The organism is Tessaracoccus yangjingae, from assembly GCF_054483935.1.
In genome coordinates this window covers 2841870-2862350 of the sequence record NZ_CM137014.1, presented here as the reverse complement: position 1 = coordinate 2862350, position 20481 = coordinate 2841870, and the positions used below count along the sequence as shown (strand labels likewise).

The 20481-nt window shown below is 71.2% G+C and carries 22 protein-coding genes and 1 pseudogene; 18 read left to right on the top strand and 5 right to left on the bottom strand.

Going from position 1 to position 20481, the window contains the following annotated elements; genetic code table 11:
* Positions 1-98: 98 nt before the first annotated feature.
* Entirely contained in the window at positions 99-830 is a 732-nt protein-coding gene (dapB, locus tag ACX1D3_RS12930; RefSeq protein ID WP_458996552.1) for a 4-hydroxy-tetrahydrodipicolinate reductase, read from the top strand.
* A gap of 21 nt (positions 831-851) precedes the next feature.
* Here the strand turns inward: dapB and ACX1D3_RS12925 are convergent, their stop codons facing one another.
* The gene (locus tag ACX1D3_RS12925; RefSeq protein WP_458994235.1) at positions 852-1388 is read right to left on the bottom strand and encodes a GNAT family N-acetyltransferase; all 537 of its coding nucleotides are present in this window, start codon (positions 1386-1388) and stop codon (positions 852-854) included.
* Between the two features lie 53 nt (positions 1389-1441).
* Between ACX1D3_RS12925 and ACX1D3_RS12920 the strand changes: the two genes are divergently transcribed.
* From ACX1D3_RS12920 to ACX1D3_RS12895, 6 genes are all read left to right on the top strand, one after another.
* Positions 1442-3118, top strand: coding sequence for a ribonuclease J (locus ACX1D3_RS12920; RefSeq protein WP_458994234.1), 1677 nt, complete (start codon positions 1442-1444; stop codon positions 3116-3118).
* Positions 3119-3234: 116 nt separating this feature from the next.
* Positions 3235-3543 carry a 50S ribosomal protein L21 gene (gene rplU, locus ACX1D3_RS12915; RefSeq protein ID WP_458994233.1) on the top strand — a complete coding sequence of 103 codons (309 nt, stop codon included), beginning with the start codon at positions 3235-3237 and terminating at the stop codon, positions 3541-3543.
* 11 nt (positions 3544-3554) lie between these two features.
* A complete protein-coding gene (gene rpmA, locus ACX1D3_RS12910) occupies positions 3555-3806 on the top strand; it encodes a 50S ribosomal protein L27 (protein WP_458994232.1) in 252 nt (83 codons plus the stop codon).
* A 90-nt stretch (positions 3807-3896) separates the two neighbouring features.
* The gene (gene obgE, locus ACX1D3_RS12905; protein ID WP_458994231.1) at positions 3897-5405 is read left to right on the top strand and encodes a GTPase ObgE; all 1509 of its coding nucleotides are present in this window, start codon (positions 3897-3899) and stop codon (positions 5403-5405) included.
* The gene (proB, locus tag ACX1D3_RS12900) at positions 5395-6492 is read left to right on the top strand and encodes a glutamate 5-kinase (protein ID WP_458994230.1); all 1098 of its coding nucleotides are present in this window, start codon (positions 5395-5397) and stop codon (positions 6490-6492) included. The genes obgE and proB overlap by 11 nt, the downstream gene beginning before the upstream one ends.
* Before the next feature lie 68 nt (positions 6493-6560).
* Entirely contained in the window at positions 6561-7163 is a 603-nt protein-coding gene (locus tag ACX1D3_RS12895) for an SWEET family sugar transporter (RefSeq protein ID WP_458994229.1), read from the top strand.
* Between the two features lie 108 nt (positions 7164-7271).
* Here ACX1D3_RS12895 and ACX1D3_RS12890 read toward each other — a convergent pair whose 3' ends face one another.
* On the bottom strand, positions 7272-8120 hold the full coding sequence (locus ACX1D3_RS12890) for an endonuclease domain-containing protein (RefSeq protein WP_458994228.1): 849 nt from the start codon (positions 8118-8120) through the stop codon (positions 7272-7274).
* Between the two features lie 265 nt (positions 8121-8385).
* Between ACX1D3_RS12890 and ACX1D3_RS12885 the strand changes: the two genes are divergently transcribed.
* The 6 genes from ACX1D3_RS12885 to ACX1D3_RS12860 are packed head-to-tail and all read left to right on the top strand — an operon-like array spanning position 8386 to position 12493.
* Positions 8386-9627, top strand: coding sequence for a glutamate-5-semialdehyde dehydrogenase (locus ACX1D3_RS12885; RefSeq protein ID WP_458994227.1), 1242 nt, complete (start codon positions 8386-8388; stop codon positions 9625-9627).
* 46 nt (positions 9628-9673) lie between these two features.
* Positions 9674-9808, top strand: coding sequence for a hypothetical protein (locus ACX1D3_RS12880; RefSeq protein ID WP_458994226.1), 135 nt, complete (start codon positions 9674-9676; stop codon positions 9806-9808).
* Complete coding sequence (gene nadD, locus ACX1D3_RS12875; protein WP_458994225.1) at positions 9805-10473, top strand: nicotinate-nucleotide adenylyltransferase; 669 nt, start codon at positions 9805-9807, stop codon at positions 10471-10473. The genes ACX1D3_RS12880 and nadD overlap by 4 nt, the downstream gene beginning before the upstream one ends.
* The gene (gene rsfS, locus ACX1D3_RS12870) at positions 10460-10858 is read left to right on the top strand and encodes a ribosome silencing factor (protein ID WP_458994224.1); all 399 of its coding nucleotides are present in this window, start codon (positions 10460-10462) and stop codon (positions 10856-10858) included. Before nadD ends, rsfS begins: the two co-directional genes overlap by 14 nt.
* The gene (locus ACX1D3_RS12865; protein WP_458994223.1) at positions 10855-11472 is read left to right on the top strand and encodes a histidine phosphatase family protein; all 618 of its coding nucleotides are present in this window, start codon (positions 10855-10857) and stop codon (positions 11470-11472) included. Before rsfS ends, ACX1D3_RS12865 begins: the two co-directional genes overlap by 4 nt.
* 7 nt (positions 11473-11479) lie before the next feature.
* Positions 11480-12493, top strand: a complete 1014-nt coding sequence (locus tag ACX1D3_RS12860) for an LLM class flavin-dependent oxidoreductase (protein ID WP_458994222.1) — start codon at positions 11480-11482, stop codon at positions 12491-12493.
* A 5-nt stretch (positions 12494-12498) separates the two neighbouring features.
* Here ACX1D3_RS12860 and hemQ read toward each other — a convergent pair whose 3' ends face one another.
* From hemQ to ACX1D3_RS12845, 3 genes are read right to left on the bottom strand one after another with little or no spacing between them, the layout of a single operon-like run.
* Positions 12499-13227 carry a hydrogen peroxide-dependent heme synthase gene (gene hemQ, locus ACX1D3_RS12855; protein ID WP_458994221.1) on the bottom strand — a complete coding sequence of 243 codons (729 nt, stop codon included), beginning with the start codon at positions 13225-13227 and terminating at the stop codon, positions 12499-12501.
* Between the two features lie 12 nt (positions 13228-13239).
* On the bottom strand, positions 13240-14277 hold the full coding sequence (locus ACX1D3_RS12850) for a ferrochelatase (protein WP_458994220.1): 1038 nt from the start codon (positions 14275-14277) through the stop codon (positions 13240-13242).
* Positions 14274-15536 (bottom strand): glutamyl-tRNA reductase, encoded by a 1263-nt coding sequence (locus ACX1D3_RS12845; RefSeq protein ID WP_458994219.1) that lies wholly within the window; start codon positions 15534-15536, stop codon positions 14274-14276. Before ACX1D3_RS12845 ends, ACX1D3_RS12850 begins: the two co-directional genes overlap by 4 nt.
* A gap of 62 nt (positions 15537-15598) precedes the next feature.
* Between ACX1D3_RS12845 and hemE the strand changes: the two genes are divergently transcribed.
* The 5 genes and pseudogenes from hemE (at position 15599) to hemB (ending at position 20479) form a co-directional block, all read left to right on the top strand.
* Entirely contained in the window at positions 15599-16606 is a 1008-nt protein-coding gene (gene hemE, locus ACX1D3_RS12840; RefSeq protein WP_458994218.1) for a uroporphyrinogen decarboxylase, read from the top strand.
* Entirely contained in the window at positions 16603-17886 is a 1284-nt protein-coding gene (locus tag ACX1D3_RS12835; RefSeq protein WP_458994217.1) for a protoporphyrinogen/coproporphyrinogen oxidase, read from the top strand. Before hemE ends, ACX1D3_RS12835 begins: the two co-directional genes overlap by 4 nt.
* Positions 17883-18767: pseudogene (gene hemC / locus ACX1D3_RS12830) on the top strand (hydroxymethylbilane synthase); the annotation flags it as partial. The gene ACX1D3_RS12835 and the pseudogene hemC, both read left to right, overlap by 4 nt.
* Positions 18768-18869: 102 nt before the next feature.
* Positions 18870-19517: a uroporphyrinogen-III synthase gene (locus tag ACX1D3_RS12825; RefSeq protein WP_458996551.1), complete on the top strand. Its 648-nt coding sequence runs from the start codon at positions 18870-18872 to the stop codon at positions 19515-19517.
* The gene (hemB, locus tag ACX1D3_RS12820; RefSeq protein WP_458994216.1) at positions 19514-20479 is read left to right on the top strand and encodes a porphobilinogen synthase; all 966 of its coding nucleotides are present in this window, start codon (positions 19514-19516) and stop codon (positions 20477-20479) included. The genes ACX1D3_RS12825 and hemB overlap by 4 nt, the downstream gene beginning before the upstream one ends.
* The last annotated feature ends 2 nt before the right edge of the window (positions 20480-20481 follow it).

The window sequence follows — 20481 nt, the reverse complement described above, 5'->3', positions numbered from 1 at the left end:
TCCGGGCCCGCCCCTGCGGCTTTGCCCGGCGGGTGGCGGGGCCCCGCCGTCGATGCTTGGATGGGAGAAACCAACGGGAGGGATCACTCGTGAGCGAGATTCGCGTGGGCGTGTTCGGGGTCAGCGGGAAGATGGGCAGCGAGGTGGTCCGGGCCGTCACGCGCGCCGAGGGCATGACGCCCGTAGGGGGCGCGGACCTGGGGGAGCCCAGGGAGCTGGTCAACCGGGCGCAGGTGGTGGTGGACTTCACGCATCCGGACGCCGTGATGGACAACATCGCGTGGTGCCTCGAGAAGGGGCTGCACATGGTGATCGGCACCACGGGCTTCACCGCTGAGCGCCTGGAGCGGGTGCGTGAGCTGTGCGCGGCGCACCCGGAGGTGGGTGTGCTCATCGCCTCCAACTTCTCCATCGGCGCCGTGCTGATGATGAAGTTCTCCGCCCTCGCCGCCCCGTTCTACCCGTCGGCCGAGATCATCGAGCTGCACCATCCCAACAAGGCCGACGCCCCGTCGGGCACGTCCGCCACGACGGCGCGCCGCATCGCGGCGGCGCGCGAGGAGGCGGGGCTGGGGCCGGTTCCGGACGCCACCGTGCAGGACGACGGGGCCCGCGGCGCCGTGGTGGACGGCATCCACGTCCACGCGGTGCGGCTGCAGGGCCTGGTGGCCCATCAGGAGGTCGTCTTCGGCGACACGGGGGAGACCCTGACCATCCGCCACGACTCGTTCGAGCGGGTCTCCTTCATGCCCGGTGTGGTGGCCGGAATCAGGCACGTCATGGACCACCCGGGTCTCACCCTGGAGATGGAGTCGGTGCTGGGGATCTAGTGATCCCTAGGCATCCACTGATCAGGACGTCCCCAGCGAGATGTCGGTGTGCATCCGGATCAGCTTGACGCCGGGCGCGCCGTCGTCGGTGCCGATCTCCTGGTGCGCACCGTCGGCCGCCCAGCCGCAGCCCGACAGGAACGCGCGGAGCGCGTCGTCGGCCGCGCGCACCCACATCGTGGCCACCTCGTAGCCGTCCCGGCGCAGGGTGTCGACGGCCGCGTTGACCAGCCGCGACCCGTGGCCGTGGCCCCGCTGCCGGGGATCGACGACGAACTCGGCGATGGTCCCGTCCCGCTGCGAGCGGTCCGGGTCCCCGCTGGGGCCCGTCACGGCGAAGCCCACGACGCCGCCGTCGCCGATGGCGACGAGCACCCGCAGGTGGGCCAGCGGCGGCTTGACGATGGCCTCGTGCCAGACGCGGGTGGCCTCGTCGGCCGCAAGGCCACCGCCCGCCGCGGCCAGCAGCCCCGACTCGGCCCATGCCCGCCGCTGGATGCGGGCGATGTCGACGGCTTCGGCGGGGAGGGCAAGGCGGACGGTGTCGGTGACGGACATGGCGCCCATCGTAGGGGGCGCCCGCCTGGCGACCCATCCACTAGCCTGAGCCCATGACCGACGTGAAGAGACCCCCCAAGCTGGCCCCCGGAACCCTGCGGGTGATCCCGCTCGGCGGGCTCGGCGACATCGGTCGCAACATGACCGCCTTCGAGATCGACGGGCAGATCGCGCTGGTGGACTGCGGGGTGCTGTTCCCCGAGGACACCCACCCGGGCGTGGACCTCATCCTCCCGGCGCTGGACTACCTCGACGACAGGCTCGACGACATCGTCGCCCTCGTCCTCACCCACGGCCACGAAGACCACATCGGCGCCGTGCCGTACCTCTTGAAGAAGCGCCCGAACATCCCCATCTACGGCTCCAAGCTGACGCTGGCCTTCGTCGCCACGAAGCTGCGCGAGCATCGGATCCGCGACTTCGACCTCGACGCCGTGGAGGAGGGCGACATCGTCGAGATCGGCAACTACGAGTTCGAGTTCCTCGCGGTCAACCACTCCATCCCCGACGCCCTGGCGGTGGCCATCCGCACCAAGGGCGGGCTGGTCCTGCACACCGGCGACTTCAAGATGGACCAGCTTCCCCTCGACGGGCGGATCACGGACCTGCGCGGCTTCGCCCGCCTCGGGGAGGAGGGCGTGGACCTGTTCATGGTGGACTCCACCAACGCCGAGACCCCCGGGTTCACCACCCTCGAACGCGATATCGAGCCGGCCATCGCCCGCGTCTTCGACCAGGCCACCGGCAAGCTGATCGTGGCCAGCTTCGCCAGCCACGTGCACCGCATCCAGCAGGTCCTCAACATGGCCGTGCGCTACGACCGCAAGGTGGTCTACGTCGGCCGCTCGATGGTGCGCAACATGTCCACCGCCCGCGACCTCGGCTTCCTGAAGGTGCCGGCCGGGACGCTCATCGAGCTCAAGGAGATCGGCAACTACCCCAAGGACAAGGTGGTCATCGTCTCCACCGGCTCCCAGGGCGAGCCCATGGCCGCGCTGAGCCGGATCGCCAACCGCGACCACCCCGTCGTCGAGGTGGGCCCCGGAGACACGGTGCTGCTCGCCAGCTCGCTCATCCCCGGCAACGAGAACTCCGTCTACCGGGTCATCAACGGGCTGTCCAAGCTCGGCGCCACCGTCGTGCACAAGGGCAACGCCCTGGTGCACGTCTCCGGCCATGCCTCGGCCGGCGAACTCCTGTACTGCTACAACATCCTCAAGCCCCGCAACGTGCTGCCCGTGCACGGCGAGGCGCGCCACCTCATCGCCAACGCGAAGCTGGCGCAGGCCACGGGCGTGCCGGCCGCGCGCACCATCGTGGCGGGCGACGGCGACGTGATCGACCTCAAGGACGGGGTGGCCAGGAAGGTCGGTGCCATCGACGCCAGCTACGTGTTCGTCGACGGCTCCACCGTGGGCGACATCTCCGAGTCGATCATGGACCGGCGGATCCTCGGGGAGGAGGGCTTCGTGTCGGTGATCACGGCGGTCGATCTCCACAACCGCAGCATCATCAGCGGCCCGGACATCCACGTGCGTGGCATCGCCGAGGACAGCAGCGTGTTCGACGAGGCGCGCACGCGGGTGGCTGAGGCCATCGTCGACGCCCTGCGCGACGGGGTGGACGACTCGCACCGGCTCCAGCAGGTCACCCGCCGCACGGTGGGGCAGTGGGTGGCGAAATCCCTGCGCCGCCGGCCCATGATCGTTCCGGTGGTCGTCACCACGTAAGCGGGCCCGGTTTGACCCCGTCAGGGGCCGCCGCGTAGAGTTGGCCCTCGGTGCTTTGCCCCCTCAGGGTTGGGCGCGCCGTTAAGGCTTTGAGCAAACAAGAAGGTAGGTCAGTCGTGTACGCGATCGTGCGCAACGGAGGACGTCAGCACAAGGTTGCTGTTGGCGACGTCCTGGACATCGACCTGGTGTCCGAAGAGGTCGGCGGTACCGTCACCCTGCAGCCGCTGCTGCTGGTCGACGGCGACTCGATCACCTCGGACGCCAAGGGTCTCTGCAAGATCAGCGTCACCGCTGAGGTGCTGGGTGTGAAGAAGGGTCCGAAGATCCGGATCCTCAAGTACAAGAACAAGACCGGCTACAAGAAGCGCCAGGGTCACCGTCAGCGGTACACCCAGGTCAAGGTCACCGGGATCGAGAGCTGAGGAGCTGAACCATGGCACACAAGAAGGGCGCGTCCTCGACGCGAAACGGTCGTGACTCGAACGCCCAGCGCCTCGGCGTGAAGCGCTTCGGCGGTCAGGTTGTCGGCGCCGGCGAGATCCTCGTCCGCCAGCGCGGCACACACTTCCACCCCGGCGACGGCGTGGGTCGCGGTGGCGACGACACGCTGTTCGCCCTGGTCGAGGGCCAGGTCGAGTTCGGCGTCAAGCGCGGCCGCCGCGTCGTCAACGTCGTACCCGCCTGATCCTTCAGGCGACACACTCATCGAGAACGGCCCTTCGGGGCCGTTCTTGCTTTCTCGCTAGACTTCCCCTGCCTGAAGAAGGAGCATTCAATGGCTATTCCCTCGTTCGTCGACCGGGTCAAGCTGACCGTCCAGGCCGGCAACGGCGGCCATGGGTGCACCTCCATCCACCGCGAGAAGTTCGTGCCCCTGGGTGGCCCGGACGGCGGTAACGGCGGCGACGGCGGATCCATCATCTTCCGCGTCGACGACTCGCTGTCGACGCTCGTCGAGTACCACCGCCAGTCGGTCCGGAAGGCCGTCAACGGCCAGCCGGGCAAGGGCGACCATCAGGACGGCTCCCGTGGGGACGACGTGGTCCTGGCGGTGCCCAGCGGCACCGTGATCAGCGACGCCGAGACGGGCGAGATCCTCGCCGACCTGACCGAGCCGGGCTCGGAGTACATCGCCGCCGCCGGCGGCAAGGGCGGGCTGGGCAACGCGGCCCTCGCGACGGCGGCCCGCAAGGCGCCGGGGTTCGCGCTGCTGGGCGAGGAGGGCGAGAGCCGCCTGGTGCAGCTCGAGCTCAAGGTGGTCGCGGACGTCGGCCTGGTGGGCTTCCCGTCCGCCGGCAAGTCCTCGCTCATCGCGGCCATCTCGCGCGCGCGGCCCAAGATCGCCGACTACCCGTTCACCACGCTGGTGCCGAACCTGGGCGTGGTCGTCGCCGGTGACGTGACCTACACCGTCGCCGACGTGCCGGGGCTGATCGAGGGCGCCTCCGAGGGTCGCGGGCTCGGCTTCGACTTCCTGCGCCACATCGAGCGCTGCCAGGCGATCGTGCACGTCATCGACCTCGGCACCTACGAGCCCGGCCGGGACCCGGTCTCCGACCTCGAGGTGATCGAGGCCGAGCTGGCCGCCCACGGGGGCCTGGAGGACCGGGTGCGGCTGATCGCGCTCAACAAGGTGGACCTCCCGGACGCGCACGAGATGGCCGAGATCGTGCGCCCGGACCTGGCCAGGTTCGGTCACCGGATCTTCGAGATCTCCACCAAGACGGGGGAGGGGCTCGGGCCGCTGAAGTTCGCGATGGCCGACATCGTGGCCGCCCGCCGGGCCGCGCTCCCGGAGGCCGCCAAGGCCAAGCCGGTGCTGCGCCCGGCCCCCGTGGCGCGCAGGGAGAAGACGCAGGAGTTCACCATCGTCCAGAAGGGCGACGGCGAGGGCGGCCTGGTGTGGCGCGTGCGCGGGGACAAGCCGGAGCGGTGGATCCGGCAGACGGACTTCAACAACGCGGAGGCCGTCGGGTACCTCGCGGACCGGTTGAACCGTCTGGGCATCGAGGACAAGCTCCTGGAGCTCGGGGCGCGCCCCGGCGACGCGGTGGCGATCGGCGGCGAGAACGCGGTGGTCTTCGACTTCGCGCCGCAGGTCGAGACCGGAGCCGAGATCCTGAGCCGCCGCGGGGAGGACGTGCGTCTGGAGACGGAGCGGCCGGCCGCCGTGCGGCGCCGCCGCATGGACGCGGACTACCACGCGGCCAAGGCGTCGGGCATCGACTTCACCACGACGGGCTACGAGCCGGGTCCGGAGGAGACGCGCGACGATGAGGCCTGAGGTCGCGGGCGCCCGCAGGGTGGTCGTGAAGGTCGGCTCGTCGTCGTTGACCAGGGCCGACGGCCACCTCGATCCCGCGCGGGTCGAGATGCTCGCCAGAGTCCTGTCGTCGCTGCACGACCGCGGAACCCGCGTGGTGCTGGTGACCTCCGGCGCCATCGCGGCGGCGCTCGGCCCCCTGGGGCTGAAGCGGCGTCCGCGTGACCTCGAGACCCAGCAGGCCGCGGCGGCGGTCGGTCAGGGCCTCCTGATCAGGCACTACTCGGACGCGTTCGCCGAGCACGGGGTCACCGTGGCGCAGTTGCTGCTCACGGTCGAGGACGTGCTCCGGCCCCGCACGTACCGCAACGCCCTCAACACCATCTCGCGGCTGTTCCGGCTGGGCGTGGTGCCAATCGTCAACGAGAACGACACCGTGGCCACCCACGAGATCCGCTTCGGCGACAACGACCGGCTCGCCGCCCTCATCGCGCACCTGGTGCGCGCTGACGCCCTGGTGATCCTCAGCGACGTGGACGGCCTCTACACCGCCCACCCGGAGACGCCTGGCGCGGAGCGGATCGACCGGGTGGAGGACATCGCGGCGCTGAAGGTCGACACGTCGCGTGTGGGGTCCAAGGTGGGCACCGGGGGCATGCGCACGAAGCTCCAGGCGGCGGACATCGCCACGCAGGCCGGCGTCAGCGTGGTCCTGGCGCACGCCGACCACCTCGAGCAGGCGCTGACCGGCCAGGACGTCGGCACCTTCTTCCTCCCCACCCGCAAGCGGCGGCCCCGGCGGCTGCTGTGGCTGGCCTTCGCCGCGGAGCCGCGCGGGTTCCTCCACGTCGACGCAGGGGCCCGGAGGGCACTGGTGGAGAAGAAGGCGTCGCTGCTGGCCATCGGGGTGCGCGAGGTGGCGGGCATCTTCGCCGAGGGGGAGCCGGTCGAGATCGTCGGGCCCGACGGCGAGCCCGTGGGTCGCGGGTTCGTCGCCTACTCCAGCGCGGAGCTCACGGCCGAGGTCGGCCACAGCAGCGCGGAGGACGGGCACCGGGGCCAGCGTCCGGTCATCCACCGGGACCACATGATGCTGGCGGAGGACTGACCGGCCGGATCCAGGGCAACTCCCTGAACCGATTTCGGGGTGGCGCGGGGCTGGCCTAACCTGAGAGGGTGATCGAGATCTTCGGGTGGGTGGCCGCTGCCATCGGTGTAGCGTCGAACCTTCCCCAGCTGATCCGGATCCTGCGCGCAGGGACGAGCGCCGGAGTGTCGCTGCGGCTGTGGCAGATCTCCGCGGCCACCACCGGCGCCTGGATGGTGCACGGGTTCCTCGTGCAGAAGGGTCAGATGCAGTGGCCCAACCTGCTGATGTCGCTGCTCGCCCTTGTCATCGTCGTGTTCGTGCTGCGTGACAGGAAGCAGGCCGTCGCGCCGCAGCTCGTGCTGCCGATCCTCCTCATGGCGTCGCTGACCGGCGTGGAGCTGCTGTTCGGGGCCATGGCGTTCGGCTTCGTCATCGCAGTCCCGCAGCTGTTCGGCCAGCTCTCCCAGCTCCGCGAGATGGTGACGGCCCCTGACCTCTCCGGGGTGTCCGTCGGCTACCTGGCCATCATGCTGCTGGTCCAGGTGATGTGGTTCGTCTTCGGTCTGTTCACCTTCGACTGGGCGCTCATCATCTGCGCCGGCGCCATGTCGGTGGTCTGCTCGGTGAACCTGGGCGTCTACGTCGTGCGGCACCTGCGCGCCCGCAGCCGGGTCGCCCTGGCCGTCTGACGTTGAGCCTGACACGGCTCTTGCTTCGGTGAGTTGAGCCTGATGTCGATGTCACGTCGCCTGGATCGTTCCAATCGCGGTTTCCGCTTGTCGACATCCAGATCCGGCTCAACGGCGATCGCGGAGGATGGCCTGCACAGCGTCAGGCATGGCCACGATGGTTTCGCTCGAGAACCGAAGCACGAGCCATCCGGCGGCCGTGAGGGCCGCGTCGCGCTTGCGGTCGGCGTGGAACGACTCCTTGGAACCGTGGAACTCAAACCCGTCGATCTCGACGGCCACCTTCAGCTGTGGCCAGGCGATATCGAGATAGATCACCGTCGGGCCCAGATCAACGTGGAAGTTGGTGACCCAGCCCGGGATGCGTGCTTCACGGAGAGTGCGGTGGGCCAGCCTCTCCAGCGCCGACCAGGGCGCGTCCCTCGAGTCGAGCAGGACCTCCCGTCGGGTCCGGTTCCCGCGGCGTCGGGGCGTCATGGCCAGCGCCGCCTGGAGATGCCCCAGGGTGACGACCCGACGGCGGAGGGCCTCGTCCACGACGTCGGGCCCGAGCTCCGGGATAAGGTCCAGCACTGTGAGGGCGGGCGAGGTGAGGGGGAGGGGGCCGGCGCTGTTGACCAAGGCAGGCGGGATGTAGCGCTCATGGAACTCGAAGCCGGATCGGTCGTCCAGCACCCCTTGGTGGGCGAGGCTCACGACGTCGCCCTCGAGTTCGGGCCACCACGTCGCTCGTGCCGCCGTCCGCCCGACGGCGATGTACGGACGCGTGGAGGCGGCCGCCGCCGCGACGCGCGTCTCGAACTCGGAGGCCTTGTCCGGGAGCGCGAAGATCGCCGGTAGGACCGCGGTGAGCTCGCCGCGGCACCGCAGAGCGTTAAGTGTCCTCGCCAGTTCGGGGCGCGTAGAGGCGTTGATGACCTTCTCCTCCTCGAGGAGGATGCGGATGTCTTGTCTCATGGCTCCTTGGTCGCATCTTGCGGGTCCCGTTTCCCGATGTCCACAGACCCGTTGAGCCGGATTTAGGGCTCGACGTGGATTCGGGGCGATATGAACGTTCCAACGCCCATGAGACGGGTTTCAGGCTCAAGGCCCCACGTCGAGAGCCGTGTCAGGCTCAAGCCCTCTCCGCGAGATGCGTGTCAGGCTCAACACCACCCCCGGCAGGGGGAGGGCGGGGCGAGACGGGGGAGGGTCCGGCCCCCGCCCGAATAGACTGGGCGCCATGGATTTCCAGACCCAGGCCACCTCAGCCCGTCGAGCCGCCGTGGAGCTCGCCACGCTCAACCGCGCGGCCAAGGACAGGGCCCTGCACGCCATGGCCGACGCCCTCGCGGCCGCCGAGCCCGAGCTGCTCGCGGCCAACGCGACGGACGTGGCCGCCGCGCGCGAGGGTGGCACCCCTGAGTCGATCGTGGACCGGCTCGCGCTGACCCCGGCCCGCATCGCCGGCATGGTCCAGGGCCTGCGTGACCTCGCCGCCCTGCCCGACCCCGTCGGCGACGTCGTCCGCGGCTGGAAGCTGCCCAACGGAGTCTCCGTCACCCAGGTCCGGGTCCCGTTCGGGGTCGTGGGCATCATCTACGAGGCCCGCCCCAACGTGACGGCCGACGCGGCCGGCATCTGCCTGAAGTCCGGCAACGCCTCGCTGCTTCGCGGGTCGTCGTCGGCCCTCAACACCAACCGCGTCACCGTCGCGGCCCTCCGTCGCGGCCTGGAAGAGGCGGGCGTCACGCCGGACGCGGTCCACCTCGTGGAGGGCGGGCGCGAGGTCACCGGTGAGCTCATGCGCGCCCGCGGCCTTGTCGACGTGCTCATCCCGCGAGGAGGCGCCGGCCTCATCCAGGCGGTGGTCGACGGTTCGACGGTCCCGGTCATCGAGACGGGCACCGGCAACTGCCACGTCTACGTCGACGCCGACGCCGACCTCGATCAGGCGCTCACCATCCTCCTCAACGCCAAGACCCAGCGTCCCAGCGTGTGCAACGCCGCGGAGACGCTCCTGGTCCACCGCGACATCGCCGACGAGTTCCTCCCGGCCGCGCTCGCGGCCCTGGGCCGGTCGGGCGTCACCGTCCACGGTGATCCCGCCACCGCCGCGTACTCCGACGACGTCGTCCCCGCCGCCGCGGACGAGTACGACGCCGAGTACCTCACCCTCGACCTGGCCGCGAAGGTGGTCGACTCCCTGGACGAGGCGCTCGACCACATCCGCGCCCACACCACCGGACACTCGGAGACCATCGTCACCCGCAACAGGCAGGCGGCGGAGCGGTTCGTCGCCGAGGTGGACGCCGCGGCGGTCCTGGTCAACGCCTCCAGCCGCTTCGTCGACGGCGGCGAGTTCGGGTTCGGCGCCGAGATCGGCATCTCGACGCAGAAGCTCCACGCCCGCGGCCCCATGGGCCTGCCGGAGATGACCAGCAGCAAGTACATCATCGAGGGCGACGGGCAGGTACGCGCGTAGCCGAGACGGCCCCCACTTCAAGGCGCCCTTGCTAGGATCGGGCGCCATGAGCCTTCTTCTGGAGACCGCCGCAGCCGCCACCGTGCCGAGCTGGGTGATGGGCGCCCTGGCCCTGGCAGTGCTGCTCGGCGCCCTGGCCTGGATCATCGGACTCGGGTCGGGTCGCCCGCACTCGAAGTGACCACCACGGAGCTCGCTCTGGCGCGCACCGAGACGTCGCGGCGCTACCGCCTGGGCGTGATGGGCGGCACGTTCGATCCCATCCACCACGGCCACCTCGTGGCCGCCTCCGAGGTCGCGGCGAAGTTCGAGCTGGATGAGGTGGTGTTCGTCCCCACAGGCATGCCGTGGCAGAAGAGCCACCGCGACGTGTCCCTCGCGGAGGACCGGTACCTCATGACCGTGATCGCCACGGCGTCGAACCCCCGATTCTCGGTGTCGCGGGTGGACATCGACAGGCCGGGCAACACCTACACGGTCGACACCCTGAAGGACCTGCGCGCCGAGCGCGGGGACAACACGGACCTCTTCTTCATCACCGGTGCTGACGCCGTGCGTCAGATCCTCACCTGGTACGGGGCGGACGAGCTGTTCGACCTCGCGCACTTCGTGGGCGTCACCCGCCCAGGCGTGCCGATGACCCCCGACGACCTGGCGCACCTGCCCGAAGACGCCGTCACCCTGCTCGAGGTGCCGGCGCTGGCCATCTCCTCGACCAACTGCCGCGAACGCGTCCACGCCCACGAGCCCATCTGGTACCTGGTGCCGGACGGTATCGTCCAGTACATCGCCAAGAGAGGGCTGTACCCGGCCCCAGGATCAGGAGTCCCCCGTGACCGTAGTTGACGACGTGCTCAAGCCCGTCCAGATCGCCGCGCAGGCAGCGGCCGACAAGAAGGGCCACAAGATCGTCGCCTTCGACGTGTCGGAGCAACTCGCCATCACAGACATCTTCCTCATCGCCTCCGCCCACAACGAACGCCAGGTGGGCGCCATCGTCGACGGGGTCGAGGAGAGGCTGCTGGCCGCGGGGTACAAGCCGGTCCGGCGGGAGGGGGATCGCGAGAACCGTTGGGTTCTCCTGGATTACATCGACTTCGTGGTCCACGTGCAGCACACGGAGGAGCGCACGCTCTACAACCTCGAGCGGCTCTGGAAGGACTGCCCACAGATCCCCCTCGAGCTGCACCTCCCCGAGCCGGACGACGACAGCGACGACGCGGCCCTGTGAGGCTGGAGCACTCGACCCGACTACTGGTCCTGCGCCACGGCCAGACCGACTGGAATGCCCAGCAGCGTTTCCAGGGTCGGGCCGACGTGCCGCTCAACGACATCGGCCGCCGCCAGGCCGAGGCGGCCGGCGTCGCGCTGGCCGATGTCCACGTGGACGCCGTCTACGCCTCCCCCCTGTCCAGGGCGTTCGACACCGCAGCCATCGTCCGCCCGGGTGCCGAGATCCGCACGGATCCCAGGCTGATGGAGATCGATGTCGGGAGCTGGGCCGGGCTCACCTGGGACGAGGTCAAGGCGGGGATGCCGGACTATGAGGCCAAGTACGCCAACGGGGTGGATTTCCGGCGCTCGCCCGAGGGCGAGACCCTCGCCGACGTGGTGGCACGGGGCCTGCCTGCCATGCAGGAGATCGCCGCCTCGCATGCCGACGGCACGGTGCTGATCGTCGCTCACGGACTGCTGCTCAACCGCGTCATCCACGCACTCCTGGGCCTCCCCGGCCGGGTGCTGGGTGGCCTCGGCAACGCGCACTTCTCCGAGCTCGGACACGCGCACGGCGCCTGGCGGCTGCTCGCCCACAACGTCGGAATATTCCACCCCCAGCCGCGTTAGCCGAGATATGAAGCGCATCGGGTTCCTGTCTTTCGGGCACTACCGCCACGTGGTGGGTGCCCGGGTGCCCGACGCGGCCGCCGCGCTGCGCCAGCACGTCGAGTTCGCACGGATCGCGGACGAGGTGGGCCTTGACGGCGCCTGGGTGCGCGTGCACCACTTCGAGGAGTCGCACGCCTCGCCGATTCCCCTCCTGGCGGCCATGGCGGCCGTCACCGGTCGGATCGACGTGGGCACCGGGGTCGTCGACCTCCGCTACGAGAACCCCCTCCATCTCGCCGAGGAGGCCGCCGCCACGGACCTGATCTCCGGCGGGCGGCTGCAACTCGGCGTCAGCCGGGGTAGTCCCGAGCACGCCGTCGACGGGCAGCGGCAGTTCGGTTACCGGCTCTCCGACGGCGAGTCGTGGGCCGACCACGCCCAGGGCAAGGCGGCGCGTTTCCGTCAGGCCATCGCCGGTGAGCCAGTTGCCCACTCCGCCGAGGCGCAGGCGGCGGGCGCAGGCCCGGACCTGCCGATCCGCCCCCTCAGCCCGGGGCTGCCGGACCGCATCTGGTGGGGTGCGGGCAGCGCCGAGACAGGGATCTGGACGGCAGAGCAGGGGATGAACCTGCTGAGTTCGACGCTGCTCCTGGCTGATGACGGGCGCCCCTTCCACGTCCAACAGGCGGACCAGGTGCGCGGCTACCGCCGGGTGTTCCACCGGCTTGGCCACCCCGGTCCGGGGTTGACCGCCGTCACGCGGCCGGTCTTCCCGATCACCAGCGACGACGACCGTCGCTACTTCGGGCTCCGTGGTGACGCGCACGACCACGTCGGCATCCTCGACGGCTCGAAGGCGCGCTCCGGGCCGCAGATGGTGGGCAGCGTGGAGGAGGTGGCCGCGCTGCTCCGGGCGGACGACGCCGTCACGGAGGCGGACTACGTGCTGTTCGCGATGCCGAGCCAGCTGGGTGTGGACTACAACGCCCACTGGATGCAGAACCTGGTGGCCGTGGCCCGCGAACTCGGCTGGAAGTAGCGGCCTCAGCCGATGGGCTGCCGGTCGATCCACTCGGTGAGCTCGACCCGCGGCCCCGTGAAGAACGGTGTCTCCTCACGGACGTGCAGCCGCGCCTCCACCGAACGCTGATGCCGCATCGCGTCGGTCAGACGGTGCAGTTCGTCGGCTTCGAACGCCAGGATCCACTCGTAGTCGTTCAGGGCGAAGGAAGACAGCGTCGAGGCCACCACGTCCGGGTACTCGCGCCCAGCCATGCCGTGCTCCATCAGCATCGTGGAGCGATGGGCGTCGTCGAGGTAGTACCAGTCGTAGCTGCGGACGAACGGGTAGACGGTGAGCCACGGCCTCGGGGCGAAGCCGGCGAAGCAGCTGGGGACGTGGGTGCGGTTGAACTCCGCGGGGCGGTGCACGCCCATGACGGACCACACGGGCGAGAGGTGGGCGCCGAGGCCACACTGCCTGATGGCGTGATATCCCGCCTGCAGCGACGCGGGATCGTGGGCGAGCGTCCACACCATGAGGTCGGCGTCCGCGCGGAACCCGCCCACGTCGTAGAACCCGCGCACGGTCACTCCGGCGGAGTCGAGCGCTCCCGTGAGCTCGGCGGCCAGCCCCGCGGTCTCGAGGGTCGAGCCTGGGAGGGGGGCCGCCGTCGAGAACACCGAGTACATGGCGTACAGCGGCTGCGCGTTGATGGCCTCGAGGTCGACGTCCTGCTCGTCGCGCTCGTCGCGACCGGGGTGCCTGTTCATCGGGTTCCTTCCTTAAACCTTGGGGCGGGGGAGGCAGCAGCGCCCGGTGGAGAACCGGCAGCGTCCCACGGACGTGGCCTCTCCTCGAGCAGCGGCAGCCTTGGCGAGGAGCTGATCGACCAGGAGCGACACGAAGCCTTCGTCGGTCCCGACGGTGGCCGCCCGCTCGTAGGGCAGGGCCAGGCCCTCGGCGGTCTCCTTGGCCTGGGTGTCCAGGTCGTAGGCCACCTCCATGTGGTCGGAGATGAAGCCGATGGGGGCCGCGACCACTCCCGCGACACCGTCGGCCAGCACCTCGGGCATCCGGTCGTTGACGTCCGGTTCGAGCCAGGGGATGTGCGGCGCCCCGGAGCGTGAGCAGAAGGTGAGTTCCCAGGCGAGGTCCTCACCGAGCGTCAAGGAGGCTTCCTCCGCGACCGACGCCGCGACACGCAGGTGCTGCGCGTCGTAGCGACGCTCAGGCTCACCCGTCGACGAGGCCTCGTTCATGGCGGTGGGGATGGAGTGGGTGACGAACAGCACCCGCAGGGCGCCGTCGCCGATCCGTCCCCGCAGCCGGCGCACGGACTCGACGAGGGCGCGCGCGTTGGCCGCGACGAAGCCGGGGGTCTCCGCGAAGGGGTCCACCTTGTCGATCCGGATGCCGCGTGGCTCGGCGGCGCGCTCAAGGTCTTCGCAGTACTGCCGGCAGCCGCTGTAGGACGAGTACGCCGACGTGGCCAGCGCGACCACCCGCTGGTGGCCGTCGTCCACGAGGCCCTGCACCGCGTCGGCGAAGTAGGGATGCCAGTTGCGGTTGCCGATGATCACCGGCACCTCGACCCCTCGGCGCTCGAGTTCCGCCCGCACCGCCGCCATCAGGGCGGCGTTGAGCTCGTTGATGGGCGAGCGCCCGCCGAACAGCTCGTAGTGCTTCGAGACCTCGATCAGGCGTTCGTCCGGGATGCCCCGTCCCGCCGTCGCGTTGCGCATGAAGGGCAGGACGTCGGCGGACTTGTCGGGCCCGCCGTAGGAGGCGAAGAGGACGGCGGTGTACGGCTCGAGGGTCACATGGCCTCCTGGGCCTCGGCTGAATCCAGATCGTCGACGCCCATGTGGGTGACGGGGCACTGCTGGGACTCCATGGCATCGGGGTCCACGACCTCGTCGGCGCCGATGCCGTACAGCTCGGCCATGGCCAGCAGGTACTCCTCGGTGCGGCCCTGCTCCGCCGCCAGCCTGGCACGGGTCGACGGGACGTGCAGAAGGCGGGTGGCGAGGCGGCGCAGCGCCAGGGTGGCGTCCTCGTGGGTGAGGGGGCGCTGCGGGAGGCGGGCCGCCTCGTCGTCGACCATGGCCATGACGGACTGCCGAAGCCCCACCACTGCCGGGTCCACGATCCGCGCGCGGAGCTTGGTCAGTACGTCCGCGACACCGGCCTCGACGAGCGCCTCCGCGCGGCGGGTGTCGTCTGCGAAGCAGGGCTGGATCGAGGCCTGGATGGAGGCGAGATCGACCACGCGGACGCCCACCAGAGCGGCGACCTCGGGGGCCACGTCGCGCTGCAGCGAAAGGTCCAGGAAGCGCTGGGGTCCACGCACGTGCGCGGCCTCGACCACGGGGGAGCCGAGCCCGCGGCAGGTCACGACGAGGTCGGTGCCCGTGAGGGCCTCCTCGAGGGTGGCGACGTGGACGAGTTCGTGGCTGTCGGCGAACGTCGACCCGCGGCCGCTGGCCGAGTGGACCCTGATCAGCGCCGCCCCGCGCGCCCGCAGCGCGGCGACCACCGCGCCGGCGTAGGAGCCGGTGCCGACGATGGTGACCGTGGCCGCCGTCCAGTCCTCGATGCCCATGAGGTCGAGGCCGACGCTGACCACGGAGCGGCCGGCGCTCTCCAACGCCGTCTCCCGCGCGATCCGCCGGGACGTCTTGAGCGCCTCGTCGACGGCGAGGTTGAGCGGGAGAGACGTGACCCCCTCCTCCTGCGCGGCGGTCAGCGCCCGCCTCAACTGCCCGGCGATCTCGCGCTCGCCCACAACCATGGAGTCCAGACCCGCGGCGACACGGAACACGTGCCCCAGTGCTGCCTCGCCCAGGTACAGGTCCCAGGCGGGCGGGGCGTCGAAGGACGAGTTGAGGGCAACCCTGAGGATGGTGTTGGACGCCTCGCCGGCGGTGTCGAGGATCACCTCGACGCGGTTGCAGGTGCTCAGCACCACGGCCCCGTTGACCTCCGGCAGGGAGGTGAGGCGGGCGGCCACGTCGTCGACGCAGGCGCTGGTGCGCTCAACCTCCGGCAGTCCCTGCCGGTCGTGCTGAATGGAGAACACGCGCATAGTCACAGTGGTCCCTATTCAATCACCCTTGGCTGATGAGGCAGAATCGTCCACAAATGAATCCCATGCTTTCCGCGCTGAGCGGACACCGTCCCGAACACCTCCCCGTCTGGTTCATGCGCCAGGCCGGACGCTCGCTGCCCGAGTACCGCGCCATCCGCGAGGGCACCACCATCCTGGAGGCCTGCCTGATCCCGGAGCTGGCCGCGGAGATCACCCTGCAGCCTGTCCGGCGGCACAAGGTGGACGCCGCCATCTTCTTCTCCGACATCATGACCCCGCTCGTCCTGGCCGGGGTCGAGGTGGAGATCCACTCCGGTGTGGGCCCCGTGATCGAGCGGCCCGTGCGGACCGCGGCGGACGTGGACCGCGTCACGCGGCACGCGCTCATCGAGACCAGCCCGATCACCGAGGCGGTCAGGACGGTGGTGGCCGAATTGGGTGACGACACACCACTGATCGGTTTCGCCGGCGCGCCCTTCACCCTGGCCGCCTATCTCGTGGAGGGTCGCGGTTCGCGCGACCACCTGGCGGCGCGGGCCATGATGCACGCGGATCCGGTGGCCTGGCACCGGCTGCTGGCCTGGTGCGCGGACCTGTCCGGCCAGTTCCTGGGCGTTCAGGTGGATGCCGGCGCCCGCGTCGTGCAGCTGTTCGACTCCTGGGCCGGCGCGCTGACCCGTGAGGACTACGTCCGTCACGTCGCGCCGCACTCGGCCGCGGTGCTGGCGGCCGTCGAAGGCCGGGTGCCGCGCATCCACTTCGGCACCGGGACCCGGCACATTCTTCCGGAGATGGCGGCCTGCGGCGTCGAGGCGATGGGCATCGACTACCGCACCCCCCTCGACGAGGCCGCCGCTCTCCTCCCCGGGTTGCCGCTGCAGGGCAACATCGACCCCGCCATGCTGGCCGCGGGGTGGGCGCCCCTCGAGGCGCACGCCCGCGACGTCGTCGATCGTGGGCGGGCCGCCCCCGCCCACGTGGTGAACCTCGGCCACGGCGTGCCCCCGACCACCGACCCGGGGGTGCTCACCGACCTGGTGGCCCTCCTGCACTCGCTGTGACGGCCGTCGTCGTCGGCGGGGGACTCGCCGGTCTCCTGGCCGGCTACCGCCTGGCCCAGCAGGGGCGGCGCGTCACCGTCCTGGAGGCGACCAGCAGGCTGGGCGGGATGATCGCACCGGTCGAGATCGGCAGGGTCTCCGTGGACGCCGGGGCCGAGGCCTACGCCGTCCGCGGAGGAGTGGGGAGGGCCCTGTGCGACGAGCTCGGGCTCGAGGTGGCGGCCCCGGCGGGCCAGCCGCACATCTGGCGCCCGGACGGGGTCTGGCCCATGGCAGAGGGGATCCTCGGTATCCCGTCGTCGCTCGACGACCCGGCCCTCGGCGCCCTCACAGCAGACTCACTGGCGCGCCTCCGTCAGGACGCGGACCTCCCGCGGGAGGTAGGGGCGGATGCCGTCACCGTCGGTGAACTGGTGCTCGCCCGGCTCGGCGAGGCCGCGCTCGCCACGCTGGTGGCTCCGGTGGCGCTGGGCGTGTACTCGCTGCCACCGGACCGGATGCCGCTGGCGGCGTTCGCGCCCGGCCTCACCCACGCGCTCACGGAGGCGGGCACCCTGCTCGGCGCCGTCTCCGCCCTGCGTCGGCCGGGGGTGGCGGCCGTCGAGCAGCCGGTCGGCGGGATGTTCCGGCTCATCGAGGAGTTGGCAAGTCGGATCGGCGCCTCCGGCGGAGAGATCAGGATGACGTCCCCCGCGGTGTCCCTGCGTCGGGCGGGCGCCCAGTTCGCGGTGGGGCTGCCGGACGGCGAGGTGATCGTCGCGGACCGGATGGTGCTCGCCTCGACGGCCGCCAGCGCGTGCGCCTTGTTGGCGCGGATCGGGGTGGACCTGACCCCGCCGCCGGTCTCCACGGCCCGGCTCGCGGTTCTGGGAATCTCCCATCCCGCCCTCGCCGAGGGGCCGGTCGGTTCCGGGCTCCTCGTGGGCGAGCGCGACGACGCCATCCACGCCAAGGCACTGACCCACTACTCGCTGAAGTGGCCGTGGGCCCGCCGCGACGGACAGGAGATCCTGCGGCTGTCCTACCCCGAGCAGCTGCTGCCCACCCGCGCCGAGGCGCTCGCGGACGCCTCGCGTTTCCTGGGGATCGACCTCGCCGATGGCGACGTCACCGGTTTCGCCTCGGTCTCCTGGGAGTCGATGCCCACCCGGATGGAGCACTCCGCCCGCGAGTACCACCTTGAGGCGGTCGCCTCGGCCGGCGTGGACCTGGTGGGGGCCTGGCTGGACGGCAACGGGATCGCGTCGGTCATCGCCGGTTGCGATCGGCTCGCCCGATGAGGCTCCGGCTCGGTACCCGTGGGTCCGCGCTGGCCGTCGCCCAGTCCGAACAGGTGGCCGGAGCGCTGCGCGCCCGTGGCCACGAGGTGGCGCTGGTGCGGATCAGGACGGGAGGGGACGTGGAGCGGGGCTCGCTGACCAGCCTCGGCTCGCTGGGCGTGTTCGCGGCCGAGCTTCGCACTGCGCTGCTGGAGGGGCGCTGCGACTTCGCCGTGCACTCCCTCAAGGACCTGCCCACCGCGGCGGTGCCGGGGTTGGTGATCGCCGCCGTGCCTCCGCGCGTCGACGCCAGGGACGCGCTCTGCGCCCGCGACGGCCTGACGCTGGCCGCGCTGCCGGCGGGGGCCACCGTCGGTACCGGGTCGCCGCGGCGCGTCGCCCAACTGCGGGCCCTGCGCGCCGATCTGCGCTTCGTCGACGTGCGCGGCAATGTGGGCACCCGGTTGGCCCGGGTGGCCGAGGGGGACCTCGACGCCGTGGTCCTGGCCGCTGCCGGCCTCACGCGGCTCGGCCTGACCAGCCACATCACTGACCTTCTCGACATCCTCCCGGCGCCGGGACAGGGCGCGCTGGCGCTCGAGTGTCGCGGCGACGACGAGGACGTGCGGGCCGAACTCGCCGCGCTCGAGGATCCCGGGACGCGCCGGGCGGTGGACGCCGAACGGGCCGTCCTGGCCGCTCTGGGCGGCGGGTGCGCGGCGCCGATCGCGGCCTGGGGGCGCGACGGGGAGCTCGCGGCAGGCGTGTTCGCGGTCGACGGCTCCAGATCGACCCGCACCCGGGTTCAGCTGGGCCCCAGGGCGGGGGAGACGGCTGCCGAGGAACTCGTGCGGCACGGCGCCTCGGAGGTGGCCGACCTCGGAGCGGGGCGGCCGTCGCGGCTGGCCGAACTCCACGACGACACATCGCTGTGGCGCGGTGACGCGATCCTCGCCGGGCTGCGGATCCTCCTGCCGCAGGCCGACGGCTCCCTCGCCGAGGGGTTGCGCGCGGCCGGCGCGGAGGTGGTCGCCCAGCCGGTGCAGAGGCGCGTGACGCTGACACCGGAGGGCACGCTCGACGGCGCGGACTGGGTGGCGCTCACCTCCGCCGCGACGCTCGACGCCATGGCGGACCTGGGCCTCCGGGTCCCGCAGGGCGCGCGCGTGGCAGCCGTGGGTCCGCGGACCGCCGGGGCCGCTGAGGCGGCCGGGCTCACGGTGGCGCTCGTGCCGGCGGGGGAGTCCAGCGCGGCCGCACTGGTGCGCGCCTGGCCGGAGGGGTCAGGCCGGGTGGTGATCCCCGGCTCGGCCCTGTCCTCGCCCGAGCTGGCCCAGGGACTGGGGGCGAAGGGTTACACCGTCGAGGTGCTGCCCATCTACACCATGGAGCCGCTCGATCACCTGCCCGGCGGGCTCGTCGCGGAGTGGCGGGCGGGCCTCTTCGACGTGGTCGCCGTCACCGCGGGGTCCGCCGGGGACGCGGTCGCGCGGCTGCTCGGGTGGCGGGACGACACCAGCGTCGTGGCGTTCGGGCCGCCGTCGGCCGCCTCGTTGCGGCGAGGGGGCGCGAGTGTCGCGGCCGTTGCCGAGACCCAGGATGCGGAGGGGCTGATCCGGGCGATCGCGTCCCTCGGAAAGGACAAGGCATGATCCAGATCCGGCCGAGAAGGCTCAGGACCACCCCGGCGATGCGTCGCCTGGTGCGGGAGGTGGAGCCGCGCGCGTCGCAGCTGGTCCTGCCCGTGTTCGTCGCGGAGGCGCCGGGGGCGATCTCCTCCATGCCCGGCGTGCACCGCCATGACCTCGAGGGCCTGCGCCGTGTGGCCGAGCGCGCCGTGGCGGCGGGGATCGGCGGGGTGATGATCTTCGGCGTGCCTGACGACGCGGACAAGGACGAGACGGGCTCGCAGGGCTGGGCGGAGGACGGCATCCTGCAGCGCGGCCTTCGGGCCGTCCGGGACACCGTCGGCGACGACACCGTCGTCATGGCCGACACCTGCCTCGACGAGTTCACCACGCACGGACACTGCGGCTTCCTCACCCCGGCCGGGCTCGTGGACAACGACGCCACGCTCGCCGCCTACTCGTCGATGGCCATCGCTCAGGCCAACGCGGGCGCGCATGTCGTCTCTCCGTCGGGGATGATGGACGGCCAGGTGGAGGCCATCCGCGCGGCCCTCGACGGGGCCGGCCTCCCGGACACCTCGATCCTTGCCTACGCCGCGAAGTACGCCTCGTCGTTCTACGGGCCCTTCCGTGAGGCGGTCACCTCGACGCTGAGCGGGGACCGCAAGAGTTACCAGCAGGACCCGGCCAACCGCAGAGAGGGCCTCCGCGAGGCCGAGTTGGACCTGGCCGAGGGCGCGGACATGGTGATGGTCAAACCGGCCGGCTACTACCTCGACGTCCTCGCCGACGTGGCCTCGGTCTCTGACGTGCCGGTGGCCGCGTATCAGGTGTCGGGGGAGTACGCGATGATCGAGGCGGCCGCGGAGCGGGGCTGGATCGATCGTCGCGCCGCGGTGACGGAGTCGGTCACGGCCATCGTGAGGGCAGGGGCGGACATCGTGTTGACCTATTGGGCGTTGGAGCTGGCGGGGTGGATGAAGTGAGC